The following is a 19,066-nucleotide window of genomic DNA, read 5'->3' as shown; positions in this document are numbered from 1 at the left end:
TAATAAAATTGAATCTTTTTATTTCAAGTTTCATCATTTTATTTCATTTGTTGGTGTATATCCTTATATGTTATGTTTATAATGTAATATATTTTTAAGTATATTTTTAACTTTAATAATAAATTTTCGTAATAGATTAAAATATAGTGTTATGTATTGTTCGCCGACAAATTATAACATAATTTTAATTTCGAAATTCAATACTGCAAATAAAGTGTATTAAATTTATATTTAACAAAGACAACTATTTACATAGTTGTTTCTCTTGATACCTATTTTTATATTGTTAAATTAAAATCCTTTATTCAACACACCTCTAATATCAAATTAAATTATTCATTTTAATTATTTATAAATATATTTTCTACTTATTTTAGACTAACATACATTTTTTAATAATTATTGTAAAAGATAAACTTATATTGAAATAATTTATTTTTAAAACTTTCTTACTAGGTACTATTTTAACTTCCAAGTAATATATATTGTTTAATTTAAGGAGGAAACTTATATTATGAATGCATCTAATAACAAAAAAGAAAATCAATTTTTTTATGGATGGATAATCGTTATAGCATGCTTACTTATACAAATCATTCCCTTTGGAGTAGGCGCTAACCTACCACCTGCATTTACAAATTATGTTGTGAAAGGAGAAGGTTTTAGCTTTGCTGCATTTTCATTAATATTTACTATAGGTACTATAGCATCTGCTATTTGTTCTCCTTTTATAGGAAAATTATTCACTAAAGTTAATGCGAAAGTATTATATATAGTTGGTTCTATACTACTTGGTGGAGGATTTATGTTATATTCATTTGCAGGTAATAATTTATTTGCATATTATGCAATAGCTGCATTGGTTCAAGTAGGGCTTGCAATAGTATCAGCTATAGGAGTTCCAACGCTTATTAACTCTTGGTTCAAAGTTAATAAAGGCCTTGCTATGGGTATTGCATTTTCCGGAGGTGGTATAGGTAATATATTCCTTCAAGTGTTAGCAGGAAAATGGTTATCTGATCCAAACATAGGATATAGGGGAGCTTATTTAAGATTTGGTATGATAGCTTTAATTACATCATTACTAATTTCAATATTCCTTATAAGAATGCCGAAATCTGATGCTGAATTAGCTGCTAATATACCTAAAAAGAAAAAAGGAGAAGAACATGCCATAAATCATATACCTTGGGGTTATAAAGTATCAGAAGTAACTAAAATGGCTCAGTTTTGGATAATTGGTATATCATTTATATTTGTAGGATTCTATGTAAGTGGTATGGTACTTCAATTTATAGCCTTCTTTCAAAATCTAGAAGCTTCTGGTCAACTTAGAATGCCTGCTGCTATGATTGCATCTTTATTTGGCTTTTTCTCAATATTCGGTAATCTATTCGGAGGAGTATTATTTGATAAATTAGGACTATCTAAATCATTTGGTCTTGCAGGTATTTTAGTTGTTACATGTGGTATTTGTTTAATATTTGTTCCTAATATAAATGAACTTGCATATATATTTGCTGCTGGGTTAGGTATCTCAATGTTCTCATATATTATGGGCCCTTCATATATGACTGGAGTATTATTCGGTGATAGAGATTATGGTACTATACTAGGATTGATACAAGTATTCTTTGCCTTAGGATTCGCTATAGGTTCGCCTATATTCGGAATAATTCTAGATAGATTTGGTTGGAATGCAGGTTGGATATCTACCATAGTTTATGCAATAATCGCTTATATCGGTTTAATAAGTGCATGCTCAACTATATTAAGAGTAAACAAAGAAAATAATGTGACTGAAACAAAAAGAATATCTTAATAATATAAAAAATGCTGTTAATAAACCAAATATAAAGTTAGGTTTATTAACAGCATTTTGATTTCCTATATAATTATTACTATAAAGAAATTACAATACTCATTAACTTATTACTTCTCTGTATAAATTCTTCTAATTCTTCTGGTTTTAATTCCTTATTTGATAATAATGCTAAGTCTATTATTTGATTACATATTAAATCTATACTTTCTTTCTTATCTTCATTGCCTTTTAATGATAATATCTTTTGTATTATAGGATTCTTTTCATTTATAACAAGAGTTTTTTCTTCTTGGAGATTCATACCTAAATCCATACCTACAAACCTAGATTGCATTTCCATCATTCTTCTGGTATGTTCTGATACCAATACTATAGCTGGTATTTCTTCATTTTTTAAGCTTTCAACAGAGTAATTTTTTATTTTATTTTCAGATATACTCTTAAATATATCTTTTAATATATTTTTATCTTCTTCTTTCATATTAGATTCGTCTTTATTTTTTAATACTTCAGATATATCTGAGTCTATTCTATTAAAGCTAGTGCCTGCTTCTTTATACTCCATAAAAGAAATAAAATGGTTATCTATACTGGAATCCAACACAACTGCGTTTAATCCATATTCTTTGAACAATTTTATATATTGAGATTGTTGCTTCTGATCACTTATATAAAATACTTTATTTTCATGACTTTCTTTTGAAGATTCCTTATAATCATTTAATGTCATGTAATTTCCTTCTATATCTTTAAATAAGATATAATCTTTTATCTTTTCATAGAAAGATTCATCCTTTAAACATCCAAATTTTATAAATACTTGTATATCATCCCAGAACTTATTATATTCATCCCTTTCATTTTTAAATAGAGATTTTAGTTTATCAGCCACCTTCTTAACTATATGTTTAGATATCTTAGTAACATCTCTATCATTTTGTAAGAAACTTCTAGATACATTTAAAGGTAAGTCTGGACAATCTATTACACCTTTAAGTAATAATAAAAACTCTGGTATAACTTCTTTTATATTATCTGCTACAAATACTTGATTATTATAAAGTTTTACTTTTCCTTCAACTAATTCAAATTCATTATTTAATTTAGGGAAATACAGTATCCCCTTTAAGTTGAATGGATAATCCACATTTAAATGTATCCAAAATAAGGGCTCTTCAAAAGAATTAAATACCTTTCTGTAAAATTCTTTATACTCTTCATCTGTACAATCCTTAGGTGATTTTAACCATAGAGGATTAATATCATTTAAAGGTTTTTTTTCAAATTCATCATTACTTCCCTCATCATTTTTATCATCAGAAGCTTCTAAATAAATTTCAACAGGTAAGAATGAACAATATTTTTCTATAATTTCTCTTACTTCATATTCATTTAAAAACTCTTTACTATCATCATCTAAATATAGAGTTATACTTGTTCCTCTTTCTGTTCTAGTATCAGATTTAGATATTTCATACTCAAGCCCATCTTCTGATACCCATCTAACCGGTTGTGCATTTTCTATATAAGACATTGTATCTATTTGTACTTTTTTAGATACCATGAACGAAGAATAAAATCCTAGTCCAAAATGGCCTATTATATCATTAGATTCTTCTATCTTATCCTTATACTTATTAAAGAAATCTTCTGCACCAGAGAATGCAACTTGATTTATATATTTTTCAACCTCTTCAGCTGTCATACCTATACCATTATCAGTAAAACATAAAGTTCCATCGTTTTGATTTATTGATACGGTTATCTTGTATTTGCTATCCCCATTATCATTAGCTTCTCCTAGTGAAACTAACCTCTTATATTTATTTACTGCATCACATCCATTACTTATAAGTTCCCTTATGAATATATCCTTATCAGAGTATAACCATTTTTTTATTATAGGGAAAATATTTTCTGTATGTATTGAAATACTACCTTTTTGTACTGACACTAGTACCCCTCCTTTTAATAATGTCATTTTATTTATAAAATTAAAAATTTATAGTCTATCTATAGTTAAAGATAAAATATATAAACTATACTTAATTTATATATTCTATCCTTAACTCTGATATCCTATAAATTTTCTAACTATACTTTAAATTTTAAATCCAATCTATTATATTAATCTATAGATATATATTTTTTAGGTTCATTTTGTTTTATATTTAATTTTGGAACTATTAGTTGTAAAATTCCATTATTGTAACCAGCTTTTATATCTTCTTCTTTTACACTGTCCCCAACATAAAAACTACGAGAACATTGTCCTGTATATCTTTCTCTATGAATATAGTTTCTTTCTGCATTATTTTCCTCATTAGATTCACTCTTAAATGCACTAACTATTAAATACCCATTGTCTAAAGATATTTTTATATCTTCTTTTTTAAATCCTGGTAAGTCCATGTCTATAATGTAATTATCACCTTGCTCCTGAATATCAGTTTTCATCATTTTTTGATAATTAACTGGTTTAAAAAACTCATTTTCAAATAACTCATCAAAAAAACTATCATTAAATAAATTTCCTATATTTCTTCTAGGTACTAATTTCATATATATCACCTTCCTTACAATTATTATTATACTCTTTTTATTAGCACTGTCAACCGATGAGTGCTAATAAATTATATAAAACTTTTATTTTATATATAATTCTTTTTTAAATAAAAAAATAAGGAATGCCATTTTGCACTCCTTATTTTTTTTATTTAAAGTATTTCACACCTGATTCAAATATCATTTGGTCTTTTTCACCTAATATATTCTTACATACTTGATTTCCAATTCTCTCAGAGTGACCCATTTTACCTAATATTCTTCCATCTACACTAGTTATACCTTCAACTCCATAGAAAGATCCATTTGGATTAAAATCTATATCATAAGTTGCATTTCCATTAAAGTCTACATATTGAGTGGCTATTTGTCCATTTTCTATTAAAGTTCTCATAGTTTCTTCATTAGCAACAAATTTACCTTCTCCATGAGATATAGGTATACTATGTATATCACCTACAGATGTATTAGCTAGCCAAGGTGACTTATTAGAAGCTATTCTAGTTTGAACCATCTTAGCTTGATGTCTTCCTATATTATTATAAGTAAGTGTTGGTGCATCGACACTTGGCTTTCTTATTTCACCATATGGCACTAATCCAAGCTTTATAAGAGCCTGGAATCCATTACAAATACCTAGCATTAACCCATCTTGCTTAGTTAAAAATTCATTTACAGCTTCTGCTACCCTTTCATTTCTAAATACTGTAGCTATAAATTTAGCAGAACCATCAGGTTCATCTCCTGCACTAAATCCTCCTGGTAGCATAATCATTTGTGAAGATTTTATTTCTTTAACTATTGTATCTATAGATTCTTCTATATCTTTATAAGTTAAGTTTTTAAATACTTTTATACTTACATTAGCTCCTGCTTTTTCAAATGCTTTAGATAAATCATACTCGCAGTTTGTTCCAGGGAATGTTGGTATAAATACCTTAGGAGATACAATACTTATAGATGATTTTTTAGCTTCTCCACCTGATACAAAGTTTATAGTTTCTATCTTATCTTTAATTTCTATAGATTTAGTTGGGAATATTGGCTCTAAAGTATCACAATGCGCTTTATATAGTTCGTCTAATAATATGTCTTCATCTGCTATAACTATACTTTCTTTTTCAATTGTATTACCTAATACTATATAGTTATATCCATCTAGTATACTTAAATCATTACTAGCTAGTTCAAGAACTATATTTCCATAACTTGCTTCAAATAGTTTATCCGTTTCTTCATATAAATTACTAGATTCTTCATTAAATTTAAATCCTATTTTATTGCCAAATGCCATCTTACTTATAGCTTCACCTACGCCTGCAAATCCTAATGCATATGTTGATAAAACCTGTTTTTTGTGTATAAGTTCTCTTAATTTCTCTAGATTTTTCTTTAATTCATCAAAGTTAACAACTCCATTTTCTAATCTTTCTGTGCATAACATTACAACTTTTGAATTAGCCTTCTTAAATTCTGGGGATACTACTACTTTTGCATCTACAGTATCCACAGCAAAAGAAACTAACGTTGGAGGAACCTCTATATCTTTAAATGTTCCTGACATACTATCTTTACCACCTATTGCAGGTATTTCAAGTTTATTTTGAGCATAGAATGCACCAAGTAAAGCAGAGAATGGTTTACCCCACTTAGTTGGATTATCCCCAAGCTTTTCAAAATACTCTTGTAAAGTAAGTCTTGTTGTTTTATAATTACCCCCAATAGCAACAAGTTTACACACAGATTCAACAACTGCATATAACGCTCCATGGAATGGACTCCATTTACCTATCTTAGGATTATATCCATATGTCATTATTGTAGAGGTATTCGTCTCCCCTTTAAGTACAGGAATTTTCGCAACCATCCCTTGAGCTGGAGTACTTTGGTACCTACCACCAAACGGCATAAGTACAGTATTGCTTCCTATTGTATTATCAAACTTTTCTACTAATCCTTTTTGTGAGCAAACATTTAAATCTGATAATGTTTCTATAAATTTATCTTTTAATGAAACTTCTTTAGCTAGAGCTATATCTGATAAACCTTCTGAAAATATACAAACTCCATCAGTCGATGAGTATTCACTATCATTTTTATATGAACTTGAATTAAAAAAAGTTTTCTCTTCATTTACTTTACTAACATGAACCTTAGTAGTTTGTTTCACACCATTTGTATCTAAGAATTCTCTATTAATATCTACTATAGCCTTTTTATTCCAAAACATTCTTAAATAACCTGTATCTGTTACTGTAGCAACATGAGTAGCTTCTAAATTTTCTTCTTTAGCTAAAGCTATAAATTTATCTTTATTTTCTTTATTTATAGCAACCGCCATACGTTCTTGAGATTCTGATATTGCAAGTTCAGTTCCATCAAGTCCATCATACTTTTTAGGAACTAAATCTAAGTTTATATCTAAACTATCTGCTATTTCACCTATAGCAACACAAACTCCACCCGCTCCAAAGTCATTACATCTTTTTATCATTTGTGCAACTTCTTTATTTCTAAAGAATCTTTGTATTTTTCTTTCATTAGGAGCATCACCTTTTTGAACTTCAGCACTACAATTAAGTATTGATTCTTCACTATGTTCTTTAGATGAACCAGTAGCTCCTCCACATCCATCTCTTCCTGTTTTTCCACCAAGAAGTATTATTACATCTCCTGATATTGGTCTTTCTCTAACTACATTTTCTTTAGGTACTGCTGCTATAACCGCACCTATTTCCATTCTCTTTGCTACGAAATCTTCATCATATACTTCAGCAACTTGACCTGTGGTTAATCCTATTTGGTTACCATATGAACTATATCCATGAGCTGCTTCAGTAGTTATTTTCCTTTGCATTAATTTGCCTGATAATGTATCTTCTAAAGACGTTCTAGGATCGGCACTTCCAGTTACACGCATAGCTTGATATACATAACTTCTTCCTGATAATGGATCCCTTATAGCTCCACCTAAACAAGTAGCAGCTCCACCAAATGGTTCAATTTCAGTTGGATGATTGTGAGTTTCATTTTTAAACATTACTAAATACTTTTCAATCTTACCTTCTATTTCAACATCAACATTTATACTACATGCATTTATTTCTTCACTTACATCTAAATCTTCTAACTTACCATCTTTTCTTAATTCTTTCATAGCTATTGTTGCTATATCCATTAAGCATATATCTTTTTTTCTATCTATATATACTTTTTCTCTTGAATTAATATACATTTCATAAGCTTCTTTAACTATATCTGTATATTTACCTTCTTCTATTTGAACATCTTCTATTTCCGTCATAAAAGTAGTATGCCTACAATGATCCGACCAATAAGTATCTAATACTTTTATTTCTGTTATAGTTGGATTTCTCTTTTCCGTGTCTTTAAAATATTTTTGGATATGTTCTAAATCAAGTATTGTCATAGCAAGACCTCTTCCCTCTAAGAAATCTTGTAACCCTTCATAACTTAAATCTATAAATCCATTTAATATTTCTACTGAAGTAGGTATTTCGGTTTCCTTTTTTAATGTTTCTGGTTTATTTAAACTAGCTTCTCTACTATCTACAGGATTTATACAATATCTTTTTATTTTATTAAATTGCTCATCTGTTATATTACCACTTAGTATATAAACCTTAGCTGTATTTATAATAGGTCTAACTCCATTATTAACTACTTGTATACATTGTGATGCCCAGTCACCTCTTTGATCATACTGTCCTGGTAAATATTCTATTGCAAATATTCTTTTATCATATTTATTTAAATTCGATATTTCTTCATGATAAATTACATCTAAATTGGGCTCAGAAAATATACTTATTACCGCATTACTGTAAGCTTCGCCAGATATACCTTCTATATCGTATCTATTTAATACTCTTATATCTTCTATAGTATCTATATGTAAATTTTCTACTAAATCTTTCTTTAAAGCTTTAGCTTCAAGGTCAAAGCCTTGTCTTTTCTCAACTAATATTCTTTTGACATTTTCAGTATTTAACATGCCTTTCCCCCCATATTTTTAGAAAATTCTAAACTCCTATATCAGTTCTATAATGCATACCTTCAAAGCTTATTTTCTTAATGTTTTCATATACCTTTTCTGCTGCATCCTTTACTGAAGCTGCTTTTGCTGTTAATCCAATTACTCTTCCACCATTTGTAAGCAAGTTTCCATTATCCATCTTAGTTCCACTATGGAAAACAACTATATCTTTATCTAGATTCTCAAGTCCAGTTATTATCTTTCCTTTTTCATAAGAATCAGGGTACCCTATAGATGTAAGCATTACACAAACTGATTCTTCATCTTTATAATTTATTTCTATATCACTTAGTTTATTGTCTATTATTGCATTCATTATTTTATTTAAATCCGTATCTAATCTAAATAAAATCGATTGAGTTTCAGGATCCCCAAATCTAGTATTATATTCTAATACTTTGGGTCCATCTTCTGTAATCATTAAACCTACAAATAATATTCCTTTGTAATTTAATTTATCTTTTTTAAATCCCTCTAATGTAGCATCTAATACATTTGTTTTTATGCTTTTGGCTAATTCATCTGTATACACTTCACTTGGAGAAAAAGTTCCCATACCTCCTGTATTAGGTCCTTCTTCATTGTCATATACTTTCTTATGGTCTTTTGCACTTACCATAGGAACTATAATATTGTTATCTACAAATGCTAATATAGATGTTTCTATTCCACTTAGAAACTCTTCTATAACTATTTTATTTCCTGCATCTCCAAATTTCTTATTTGTCATCATTTCTTTTAATGTATATATTGCATCTTCTCTATTTGTCGGTATTACTACACCTTTTCCTGCAGCTAAACCATCAGCTTTTATTACTACTGGATATCCAAAGTTGTCTACTTCACTTATAGCTTCATCTAAGTTCGTATATTCTTTGTACTTTGCAGTAGGTATGTTATGTCTTATCATAAAGTCTTTAGAGAAAGCCTTACTACCTTCTAATCTAGCACAACTTTTATTTGGTCCAAAAATTCTTAAATTTTCTTTCTCAAATTCATCAACTATCCCCTTAACAAGTGGAACCTCAGGCCCCACTATTGTTAAGTCTATTTTATTTTCTTTTGCAAAACTTACCAGTTCATCTATATCACTATCACCAATACTTATGCACTTTGCTACACTTTCAATTCCAGCGTTTCCTGGTGCACAAAATATTACTTCTACGTTTTCTTCTTTACTTAATTTCCAACAGATGGCATGCTCTCTACCGCCACCACCAATAACTAATACCTTCATAAAATTTACCCCCTAGTGTTTGAAATGTCTTACTCCTGTAAACACCATTGTCATTTCATATTTATTACAAGCATCTATAGAATCTTGGTCTTTCATTGAACCACCTGGTTGAACAACTGCTTTTATTCCATATTCATTTGCTAATGTTACACAATCATCAAATGGGAAGAATGCATCTGAAGCAAGTATAGCTCCATTAAAGTCTTTATCACGGTTGTTTTCTAAGGCATTTTTTAAAGCCCATATTCTTGAAGTTTGACCACATCCTAAAGCTAATGTTTTACCATCTTTAACTATAGCTATAGCATTTGATTTCATATTTTTAACAACCTTCATACCAAATTCCATATCTTCTAACTGTTCTTTAGTTGGTTCAACTACCGTTACAGTTTCATATTTATCTGCTAAGGAATTATTTTTATCTTGTATTAATAATTTTCCATCTAAGTATTTCATTTCATATGGCTGTAAACTAGTTTCTATCTTAGATAATTTTAAAACTCTTAAGTTCTTCTTTTTCTTAAGTATTTCTAAAGCTTGTGGTGTAAAATCATAAGCTGCTACTATTTCTAAGAATATTTCACTTAACTTTTTAGCTGTAACTTCATCTACTGTAGAAGTTATTCCAACTATTCCACCAAATATTGAAACTGTATCAGCTTCATAACACTTTGTATATGCTTCTAAAGAGTTCTGTCCTAAACCAACGCCACATGGATTAGTATGTTTTATAGCTACTGAAACTACTTCATCATTATCTTTAAATTCTCTCATTACTTCTAAACAACCATGTAAGTCATTTATATTATTGAAAGAAAGTTCTTTTCCATTTAATTGTTCATAATTTAATATTGGATTTTTAGCGTTTGGCTGTGAGTATAGTACTCCATTTTGATGTGGATTTTCTCCATATCTTAATGTTTGTTCTTTTTGAAATGTTAAATTTAATACTTCAGGATAACTATCTTTAACTTCGCCTGCAAAATAGCTTGATATAAGTGCATCATACCTAGCTGTAGTTGAGAATGCTTTATATGATAATCTTTTTCTATCTTCTAAAGTTAAATTATCATTTTTTAACTTTTCAATTACTATATCATAATCATTTATATCTACTATAACTGTTACATCTTTATAATTTTTAGCAGCAGAACGTATCATAGATGGTCCACCGATATCTATGTTTTCTATCATTTCTTCATGAGATTTTCCTGCCTTTAAAGTACCTTCAAAATCATATAAATTTACTACTACTAAATCTATAGATCCTATTTTATGCTCTTTCACAGTTTTTACATGATTTTTATCATCTCTTTTATAAAGTATTCCTCCATGTATGTGTGGATTTAAAGTCTTAACTCTTCCATCTAACATTTCTGGAAATTTAGTAACTTCATCTATTTGAATAGCTTTAACTCCGTTTTTTTCTAACATCTTAAATGTATTTCCTGTAGATATAACTTCATATCCAAGATTATTTAGTTCCTTTGCAAATTCAACTACTCTAGTTTTGTCTGTTACACTTATCAATGCTCTTTTACTCATTTATAAACACTCTCCTACCCTGAATACTTAATTTATTTTCACAAAAAAGACTAATACTCTTCTTTAATATCTTATGTTCTACGTGCAGCACTCTTTTAGCTAAAGAGTCTACATCATCATCATCTCTTACATCTACAGTTTCTTGCATAATTATTGGGCCTGTATCTGCTCCTTCATCAACAAAGTGCACTGTTGCTCCAGTTACTTTAACACCATAATCAAGCACACCTTGATGAACTTTTTGTCCATAGTATCCTTTACCACAAAATGAAGGTATTAACGATGGATGTATATTTATCATTTTGTTTTTAAATTCATTTACAAATTTGGGACTTATTATCTTTAAATATCCAGCTAAAACTACTAAGTCTATATTACGATCTTTTAAAGTTTCGATTATTTTATCTTCATCAGTTTCAAAAATTGCTTCTATATTATTTTGTCTTGCTCTTTCTAAGCCATAGGCATTCTCTTTATTTGATATAACTACTTTAACTTTTCCATTTATATTTCTAGCCAAAGTTTCATTTATTATAACTTGTAAATTAGTTCCTCCACCCGAAACTAAAACACCTATATTTAGCATAACTTGACTCCTTCATGAGTATCTACCACTTTACCTATAATATAGGCCTTTTCTTCAGTAGTATTTATGTATTCAGTTATTTCTTTTGATTTCCTATCATCAACTATTAATACTAATCCTACCCCCATATTAAAGCTCTTATGTAGCTCTATTTCATCTATAGAATTGAAGTTTTCTATCATCTTAAATATTGCTGGTTTTTCCCAAGAATTCTTTTGTATATCTATACCTAACCCTTTTGGTATAACTCTAGTTATATTTTCTATAACTCCACCACCAGTAATATGTGCTATTGCTTTTATATCATATTTATTTAATAAATCTAGAACTAATTTTACATATATTTTCGTAGGTGTTAATAATGCTTCTCCTAAAGTCATCCCTAATTCTTCTATATATTGATCTAACTTATATCCATAAGTATCTAAAAATATTTTTCTTATAAATGAAAATCCATTACTATGTATACCACTTGATGATATTCCTATTAATGTATCTCCAGACTTTACATCTTTACCAGATACTATATTCTCTCTATCTGCTATGCCAACAGAAAATCCTGCTAAATCATATTCATCTTCACTATACATACCAGGCATTTCAGCAGTTTCTCCACCAACAAGTGCACACCCTGCCATTTTACATCCGTCTACTATACCACTAACTATTTGTTCCACTTGTTCTGCAACTAACTTTCCAGTAGCGATGTAGTCTAAAAAAAATAACGGTCTTGCACCTTGGCATATTAAATCATTTACACACATTGCAACTAGATCTATGCCTACAGTATTATGTCTATCCATCATTTGAGCTAGCTTTAATTTTGTTCCAACTCCATCCGTTGACGAAAGTAACACTGGTTCAGTCATGTTAGTGAAATCTTTTAAACTATATAGTCCACTGAAATTTCCTAAATCACCTATTACATTGTTATCATAAGTTGTTTTTATTTTTCTTTTAATAAGATCTACTGCTCTATTTCCTTCATCTATATCAACACCTGATTGCTTGTAAGTTAACATGATAAAAGTTCCTCCTTATCGATTTTCTTAACTGGGTAATCTCCATCAAAACATGCTTTACAGAAAGTAGACTTACTCTCTGTTGCTTCTATCATCGAATCTATACTTAAAAACTTTAATGAGTCACATCCTATATACGCTCTCATTTCTTCTATGTTATGGTTAGATGCTATTAATTTCGATCTATTTGGAGTATCTATTCCATAGTAACAAGAGTAAGATACTGGAGGAGACGTTATTCTAAGGTGAATTTCTCTTGCGCCTGCATCTCTAAGTGACTGTACTATTTGCTTGGATGTTGTTCCCCTTACTACAGAATCATCAACTAGTACCACTGACTTTCCTTTTACAACACTTGATAAAGGATTTAATTTTATTTTTACTGATATTTCCCTTTCTTCTTGTGTAGGTTTTATAAATGTTCTTCCTACATATCTATTTTTTACAAGACCTTCACTTACTTTAAGTCCACTTGCATTAGAATATCCTATGGCACCTGCCCATCCCGAATCTGGAACTGGAACTACTATATCCGCATTTATTGCTTCATCTTTAGCTAGTAATTCCCCACATTTAACTCTAAACTCATATACATTTACATTATCTATTGTTGCATCATTTCTTGCAAAATAGATATGTTCAAATATACAACTTCTTTTTACACATTTATAATTTTCTGAATAATGATACGTCTTAAGTTCACCATCTTTAATTACTACTATCTCTCCTGGTTCTACATCTCTTATGACTTCTCCGCCAAGTATATCTATAGCACAACTTTCTGATGCAAATATATATTCATTACCTTTTTTGCCTAATATAAGAGGTCTAAATCCATGAGGATCCCTTACACCTACTAATGAATCTTCCCCCATTATTACAAGAGAGTATGCACCTTTTATATAATCCATAGTTAATTTTAAACTTTCTACTATATCTCCCTTATAGTATCTAGCAAGTATATAAAGTATTACTTCTGTATCTGAGTTTGCTTGAAACATATAACCATCTTCTTCTAACATATCCCTTAAGTAATTTGCATTTACCAAGTTTCCATTGTGGGCTAATGCTAATGTTCTTTTTCTACAACTACCAACTAATGGCTGACAATTTGCTAAAGTACTTCCACCAGCTGTAGAGTATCTAACATGACCTATTCCCATATTTCCACTTAACTTAGATAGCTCACCTTCTTTAAATACATCTCCAACTAATCCCATATCTTTTTTATACTTCATATCTCTTCCATCAAATACAGCCATCCCACAGCTTTCTTGACCCCTATGTTGTATAGAATATAAAGAATAGTATAGTTCTTTAGCTATATCCTTATCTTTTGAATAAATACCTACAACACCACACATAAGAAATTCCCCCTATTTACAGTTCATTCTTGAAAGAACTTCTTCATAACCTTTAACAAGATCACCTAAATCTCTTCTAAATCTATCTTTATCTAATTTTTCATTTGTATTTACATCCCAAAGTCTGCAAGTATCAGGAGATATTTCATCTGCTAATATTATATTTCCTTGTGAATCTTTACCGAACTCTAATTTGAAATCTACTAACTTTAAGTTCATTTTTAGGAAGAACTCTTTCATTAGTTTATTTATTTTTAAAGTTTGCTCTTTTAAGAATGCTATTTCTTCTCTATTTGCTAATTTCATTGCCACTGCATGATCATCATTTAGCATAGGATCACCATATTCATCATTTTTGTAACAAAGCTCAAATATAGGTTCATCTAAAACTAAACCTTCTTCTATTCCATATCTCTTACAAAATGAACCTGCCGTTATATTCCTTACTATAACTTCTAATGGTAATATTTCAACTTTCTTTACTAGCATTTCTCTATCTGATAAACTTTTTATGAAGTGTGTATTGATTTGATTATCGTGTAACATTTCAAACATTATAGTTGAAATTTTATTATTTAAGATTCCTTTAGAAGATATTGTTGCTTTCTTTTCTCCATTAAATGCCGTTGCATCATCTTTAAAATAAACTATATATTCATTTTCATTTTCTGTAGAATAAACTTGTTTCGCTTTACCTTCATATAATAACATTTTTGTTACCCCCTTAAATTCTTATCATCTTCTAATACTTGATTTGCCATTTCTTCTCTATATAAAACTAAATCTTTTTTTATTTTTGGATATTTTAAACTCATTATTTGAAGTGCTAATAGAGCAGCATTTAGTCCCCCATCTATCGCAACTGTTGCCACAGGAATACCTTTAGGCATTTGTACTATTGATAAAAGTGAATCTAGTCCATCCATTGTGGATGACTTAATCGGTAACCCTATAACAGGTATTAATGTTTGAGAAGCTATCACTCCCGGTAGATGTGCAGCTTTCCCTGCAGCCCCTACTATTACATCTACTTCACCTTCTATTTCATTTAAAAACTCCGTCAATTGAACCGGAGTTCTATGCGCTGATAACACTCTAACTTTAACTGATACACCAAATTTTTCTAATAACTTTATACCTTCTTGAACTTTAGGATAATCTGACTTTGATCCCATAACTATTGCTACTTTCATCAATTTCCCTCTTTTCCATATATATTTTAAATTATTCAACCGTGTATTACACGCACAATTATACGAACTTTATAAATAAATTCTATAATAATATACAGATTTTTGCAACTAATTTTTTACTAATAATTTTTTTAATACAAATATCAAACTTATAAAATCTTTGAAATCACAGGCATCACATGAATAATATTAATATTTTTACACATCCCTATCCTTTTTAACCTTATATAAATTGTATGTACAAACACGAATTTTATGTTATAATTCAGATAAATAGTTTCAGAAGGTAAAATAATGGTATAATTATCAATATTAAATCTAAAAAATACATACAATGGAGGAATTTATCTTATGGCATTTAAATCAGATATAGAGATTGCACAAGAAGCTAAACCTAAGCACATTAAAGAAATTGCTAGGAAGCTAAATATTCATGAAGATGATATCGATATGTACGGAAAATACAAAGCTAAGATCGATTATAATTTATTAAAAAGTAATTCAAATAAAAAATCAAAGGTTATATTAACAACTGCTATAAACCCAACGCCTGCAGGTGAAGGTAAAACAACTACAACAATTGGTGTTGCAGATGCACTTTCTAGGCTTGGAAAAAATACATTAGTTGCGTTAAGAGAACCTTCTTTAGGTCCTGTATTTGGTATAAAAGGCGGAGCCGCAGGTGGTGGATATGCTCAAGTTATACCTATGGAAGATATAAATCTTCATTTTACAGGAGATTTACACGCTATTGGAGCTGCCAACAACTTACTAGCAGCTATGCTAGATAACCATATACACCAAGGAAATACATTAAATATTGATGTTAGAAGCATAACTTGGAGAAGATGCGTTGATATGAATGATAGGCAACTAAGAAATATTGTTGATGGATTAGGTTCTAGAGTTGATGGCGTTACTAGACAAGATGGTTTTGACATAACTGTTGCATCAGAAGTCATGGCAGTCTTCTGCCTTGCAAATGATATATCAGACTTAAAAGAAAAATTAGGAAAAATAATAGTTGCATATAACTATGATGGAGATCCTGTAACTGCATCAGACTTAAAAGCTAACGGTGCTATGGCTGCTTTATTAAAAGATGCTTTAAAACCCAATTTAGTTCAAACACTAGAAGGAACGCCAGCCTTCATACATGGTGGCCCTTTTGCAAATATTGCACATGGATGTAACTCTGTTATAGCTACTAAGATGGCTATGCATTTTGCTGATTATGTAGTTACTGAAGGTGGTTTTGGTGCAGACCTTGGTGCAGAAAAATTCTTAGATATAAAATGTAGAGTGTCGGGTATAGAGCCTTCTGCTGTTATAATTGTTGCTACTGTAAGAGCGTTAAAATATAATGGTGGAATTTCTAAAAATGATTTAAATAATGAAAATTTAGAAGCTTTAGAGGCAGGTCTACCAAACTTATTAAAGCATGTTGAAAACATAACCCAAGTATTTAATTTACCAGCAGTAGTTGCTATAAATGAATTCCCTACTGATACTCAAGCTGAAATTAACCTAATAAAAGAAAAGTGTAAAGAATTAGGTGTAAATGTTGCTGTATCTCAGGTTTGGTCTAAAGGTGGAGAAGGTGGAATAGAATTAGCTACTGAGGTACTAAGACTTATAAATGAGAAAGAAAGTAACTTCCAACTTTGCTATGAAGATGAGTTAAGCATAGAAGAAAAAATAAATTCAATAGCTACTAAAATTTATGGAGCTGACGGTGTAGATTTCACTCCTCAAGCAAGAAAAGAATTAGATAAACTAGAATCTTTAGGTTTTGGAAATATGCCTATATGTATGGCTAAAACTCAGTACTCTTTAACTGATGATGCTACTAAGTTAGGAAGACCTAGTGGATTTAAAATTACGGTTAGACAACTAAATGTTTCAGCCGGTGCAGGCTTTATCGTTGCTCTTACTGGTAACATAATGAAAATGCCTGGACTTCCAAAAACTCCTGCTGCTGAAAAAATAGATATTGATGAAAACGGAATAATTTCAGGATTATTCTAATATAAAAAACTCCAAGCTAGAATCTCTAACTTGGAGTTTTTCTTTTATTAAATGTTTAAACTTTTTTATTTGCTGATTATTTTATCACTAATGAGTGATGAATACAAATTTAAGCATAAATAGTATTGATAATACTATTAAATATATATTCACTTCTTTTGATTTCCCTGTTGCTAATTTTAATACTGTAAATGATATTATACCAAATATAATTCCATCAGCTATACTATATGCAAACGGCATCATCGCTAATGTTAAGAATGCTGGTATTGCATTTGTAAAATCATTGAAGTCTATTTCTTTTAATGAGCTCGCCATCATAACTCCAACTATTATAAGTACCGGCGATGTAGCTTGAGTTGGTACTGCTATAAATAATGGAGCAAATAATAATGATAATAAGAATAATATTCCTGTCGTAACTGCTGTTAATCCAGTTCTACCACCTTCTCCTATACCTGCCGCACTTTCAACATATGATGTTACTGTTGAAGTTCCAAGCATTGCTCCTACAGTCGTAGCTATTGCATCGGCAAATAATGCTTGCTTTGCTCTTGGAAGCTTTCCATCTTTATCTAATAAATTACCTTTAGATGCAACTCCTACTAAACATCCTACAGTATCAAATAAGTCTACAAATAAGAATGTTACTACTATAACTAGCATTTGTAAACTGAATATTTCATTAGTTGGTACACTGAATGCTTGTAAAAATAACGGCTTAACTGATGGTACATTTGTTGATATAACTCCTTGAGGTAAATCTACAAGCCCTAAAAGCATACCTATCGCTGATATTATTAACATTGCTATAAGAAACGCACCTTTTATATTTTTTGCTATTAATATACTAGCTAATACTATTCCTACTATCGTTAATATAACTAAAGGATCTCTCATATTACCTAATGCCAGTATTGTAGAACCAGTTACTACTACACCTGCATTTGCTAACCCTATAAACGCTATAAAAAGTCCTATTCCAGCTGTAACTGCATGCTTTAAAACTGGCGGTATGCAATCTATAATTTTTTCTCTAACATTTGTAGCCGTAAGTATTATAAATATAATTCCTTCTATTAAAACCGCACATAATGCAAATTGCCATGTATGACCCATTCCTAATACAACTGTATATGCAAAGAATGCATTAAGGCCCATCCCCGGCGCTAAAGCGATTGGATAATTAGCTAAAAGTCCCATAGCTAAACATCCTATAAATGCAGCTATTGCAGTTGCCGCAAATATTGCATTTCTATCCATTCCTGTTTCTCCAAGAATATTAACATTAACAACCAATATATAAGCCATAGTCATGAATGTTGTTATACCTGCTATAATTTCCGTTTTAACATTTGTGTTATGTTCTGATAACTTAAAAACCTTATCTAGTAAACCTTGGTTACTCGTTTGAGTAGCTTGCATATTCAACCTCCATATTTTTTATTATTTTATCATATTATAATTCGAATATTAGCTAACTTTACACTAGTAATTATATTATATAGTACACTTTTTTGCAACATTTTTTATACTTTTTAAATTTTTTATTAAAAATAGTTCGTGTTTTTAATAAAAATAAAAAAACTAGATTAAATTTAAAGTAAAATTTAATCTAGTTTTAATTATATACATGTCTATTTT

13 protein-coding genes are annotated in these 19,066 nt (G+C 29.6%); 2 read left to right on the top strand and 11 right to left on the bottom strand.

Features of this window, described 5'->3' with window-relative positions; genetic code table 11:
* Positions 1 to 514: 514 nt before the first annotated feature.
* Positions 515 to 1,822: a conjugated bile salt MFS transporter gene (locus EIH23_RS11675; protein WP_122640463.1), complete on the top strand. Its 1,308-nt coding sequence runs from the start codon at positions 515 to 517 to the stop codon at positions 1,820 to 1,822.
* A 79-nt stretch (positions 1,823 to 1,901) separates the two neighbouring features.
* On the opposite strand, the gene htpG is transcribed toward EIH23_RS11675, so the two are convergent.
* The 10 genes from htpG to purE all read right to left on the bottom strand — a co-directional run bounded on the left by htpG (position 1,902) and on the right by purE (position 15,394).
* Complete coding sequence (htpG, locus tag EIH23_RS11670) at positions 1,902 to 3,806, bottom strand: molecular chaperone HtpG (RefSeq protein ID WP_207734772.1); 1,905 nt, start codon at positions 3,804 to 3,806, stop codon at positions 1,902 to 1,904.
* Positions 3,807 to 3,952: 146 nt separating this feature from the next.
* On the bottom strand, positions 3,953 to 4,387 hold the full coding sequence (locus EIH23_RS11665) for an Hsp20/alpha crystallin family protein (RefSeq protein ID WP_122640461.1): 435 nt from the start codon (positions 4,385 to 4,387) through the stop codon (positions 3,953 to 3,955).
* Between the two features lie 151 nt (positions 4,388 to 4,538).
* Complete coding sequence (locus EIH23_RS11660) at positions 4,539 to 8,405, bottom strand: phosphoribosylformylglycinamidine synthase (protein WP_122640460.1); 3,867 nt, start codon at positions 8,403 to 8,405, stop codon at positions 4,539 to 4,541.
* 28 nt (positions 8,406 to 8,433) lie between these two features.
* The gene (gene purD, locus EIH23_RS11655) at positions 8,434 to 9,684 is read right to left on the bottom strand and encodes a phosphoribosylamine--glycine ligase (RefSeq protein ID WP_122640459.1); all 1,251 of its coding nucleotides are present in this window, start codon (positions 9,682 to 9,684) and stop codon (positions 8,434 to 8,436) included.
* 12 nt (positions 9,685 to 9,696) lie between these two features.
* Positions 9,697 to 11,229: a bifunctional phosphoribosylaminoimidazolecarboxamide formyltransferase/IMP cyclohydrolase gene (gene purH, locus EIH23_RS11650; RefSeq protein WP_122640458.1), complete on the bottom strand. Its 1,533-nt coding sequence runs from the start codon at positions 11,227 to 11,229 to the stop codon at positions 9,697 to 9,699.
* Positions 11,222 to 11,815 carry a phosphoribosylglycinamide formyltransferase gene (gene purN / locus EIH23_RS11645; protein WP_122640457.1) on the bottom strand — a complete coding sequence of 198 codons (594 nt, stop codon included), beginning with the start codon at positions 11,813 to 11,815 and terminating at the stop codon, positions 11,222 to 11,224. The genes purH and purN overlap by 8 nt, the downstream gene beginning before the upstream one ends.
* Positions 11,809 to 12,837 carry a phosphoribosylformylglycinamidine cyclo-ligase gene (gene purM, locus EIH23_RS11640; RefSeq protein ID WP_122640456.1) on the bottom strand — a complete coding sequence of 343 codons (1,029 nt, stop codon included), beginning with the start codon at positions 12,835 to 12,837 and terminating at the stop codon, positions 11,809 to 11,811. The genes purN and purM overlap by 7 nt, the downstream gene beginning before the upstream one ends.
* Positions 12,831 to 14,201, bottom strand: coding sequence for an amidophosphoribosyltransferase (purF, locus tag EIH23_RS11635; RefSeq protein ID WP_122640455.1), 1,371 nt, complete (start codon positions 14,199 to 14,201; stop codon positions 12,831 to 12,833). Before purF ends, purM begins: the two co-directional genes overlap by 7 nt.
* Before the next feature lie 12 nt (positions 14,202 to 14,213).
* Complete coding sequence (gene purC / locus EIH23_RS11630; RefSeq protein ID WP_122640454.1) at positions 14,214 to 14,912, bottom strand: phosphoribosylaminoimidazolesuccinocarboxamide synthase; 699 nt, start codon at positions 14,910 to 14,912, stop codon at positions 14,214 to 14,216.
* A 5-nt stretch (positions 14,913 to 14,917) separates the two neighbouring features.
* Positions 14,918 to 15,394, bottom strand: a complete 477-nt coding sequence (gene purE, locus EIH23_RS11625; protein WP_122640453.1) for a 5-(carboxyamino)imidazole ribonucleotide mutase — start codon at positions 15,392 to 15,394, stop codon at positions 14,918 to 14,920.
* Between the two features lie 351 nt (positions 15,395 to 15,745).
* Here purE and EIH23_RS11620 point away from each other — a divergent pair, with 351 nt between their 5' ends.
* Positions 15,746 to 17,422, top strand: coding sequence for a formate--tetrahydrofolate ligase (locus EIH23_RS11620; protein ID WP_122640452.1), 1,677 nt, complete (start codon positions 15,746 to 15,748; stop codon positions 17,420 to 17,422).
* Positions 17,423 to 17,509: 87 nt separating this feature from the next.
* Here EIH23_RS11620 and EIH23_RS11615 read toward each other — a convergent pair whose 3' ends face one another.
* Positions 17,510 to 18,847 carry an NCS2 family permease gene (locus EIH23_RS11615; RefSeq protein ID WP_122640451.1) on the bottom strand — a complete coding sequence of 446 codons (1,338 nt, stop codon included), beginning with the start codon at positions 18,845 to 18,847 and terminating at the stop codon, positions 17,510 to 17,512.
* Between the last annotated feature and the right edge of the window lie 219 nt (positions 18,848 to 19,066).

The sequence above is a fragment of the Romboutsia sp. Marseille-P6047 genome, from assembly GCF_900604535.1.
In the GTDB taxonomy this organism is placed as follows: domain Bacteria; phylum Bacillota; class Clostridia; order Peptostreptococcales; family Peptostreptococcaceae; genus Romboutsia_E.
Note: the sequence above shows the minus strand (reverse complement) of the source record. Positions and strands in the feature narration are given on the sequence as shown.

Coding starts and splice junctions, on each gene's coding strand:
- purH (WP_122640458.1), bottom strand. CDS start 11,229: ATGAGTAAAAGAGCATTGATAAGTGTAACAGACAAAACTAGAGTAGTT.
- EIH23_RS11615 (WP_122640451.1), bottom strand. CDS start 18,847: ATGCAAGCTACTCAAACGAGTAACCAAGGTTTACTAGATAAGGTTTTT.
- purM (WP_122640456.1), bottom strand. CDS start 12,837: ATGTTAACTTACAAGCAATCAGGTGTTGATATAGATGAAGGAAATAGA.
- EIH23_RS11665 (WP_122640461.1), bottom strand. CDS start 4,387: ATGAAATTAGTACCTAGAAGAAATATAGGAAATTTATTTAATGATAGT.
- EIH23_RS11675 (WP_122640463.1), top strand. CDS start 515: ATGAATGCATCTAATAACAAAAAAGAAAATCAATTTTTTTATGGATGG.
- purC (WP_122640454.1), bottom strand. CDS start 14,912: ATGTTATTATATGAAGGTAAAGCGAAACAAGTTTATTCTACAGAAAAT.
- EIH23_RS11660 (WP_122640460.1), bottom strand. CDS start 8,405: ATGTTAAATACTGAAAATGTCAAAAGAATATTAGTTGAGAAAAGACAA.
- purF (WP_122640455.1), bottom strand. CDS start 14,201: ATGTGTGGTGTTGTAGGTATTTATTCAAAAGATAAGGATATAGCTAAA.
- purN (WP_122640457.1), bottom strand. CDS start 11,815: ATGCTAAATATAGGTGTTTTAGTTTCGGGTGGAGGAACTAATTTACAA.
- htpG (WP_207734772.1), bottom strand. CDS start 3,806: ATGACATTATTAAAAGGAGGGGTACTAGTGTCAGTACAAAAAGGTAGT.
- purE (WP_122640453.1), bottom strand. CDS start 15,394: ATGAAAGTAGCAATAGTTATGGGATCAAAGTCAGATTATCCTAAAGTT.
- purD (WP_122640459.1), bottom strand. CDS start 9,684: ATGAAGGTATTAGTTATTGGTGGTGGCGGTAGAGAGCATGCCATCTGT.
- EIH23_RS11620 (WP_122640452.1), top strand. CDS start 15,746: ATGGCATTTAAATCAGATATAGAGATTGCACAAGAAGCTAAACCTAAG.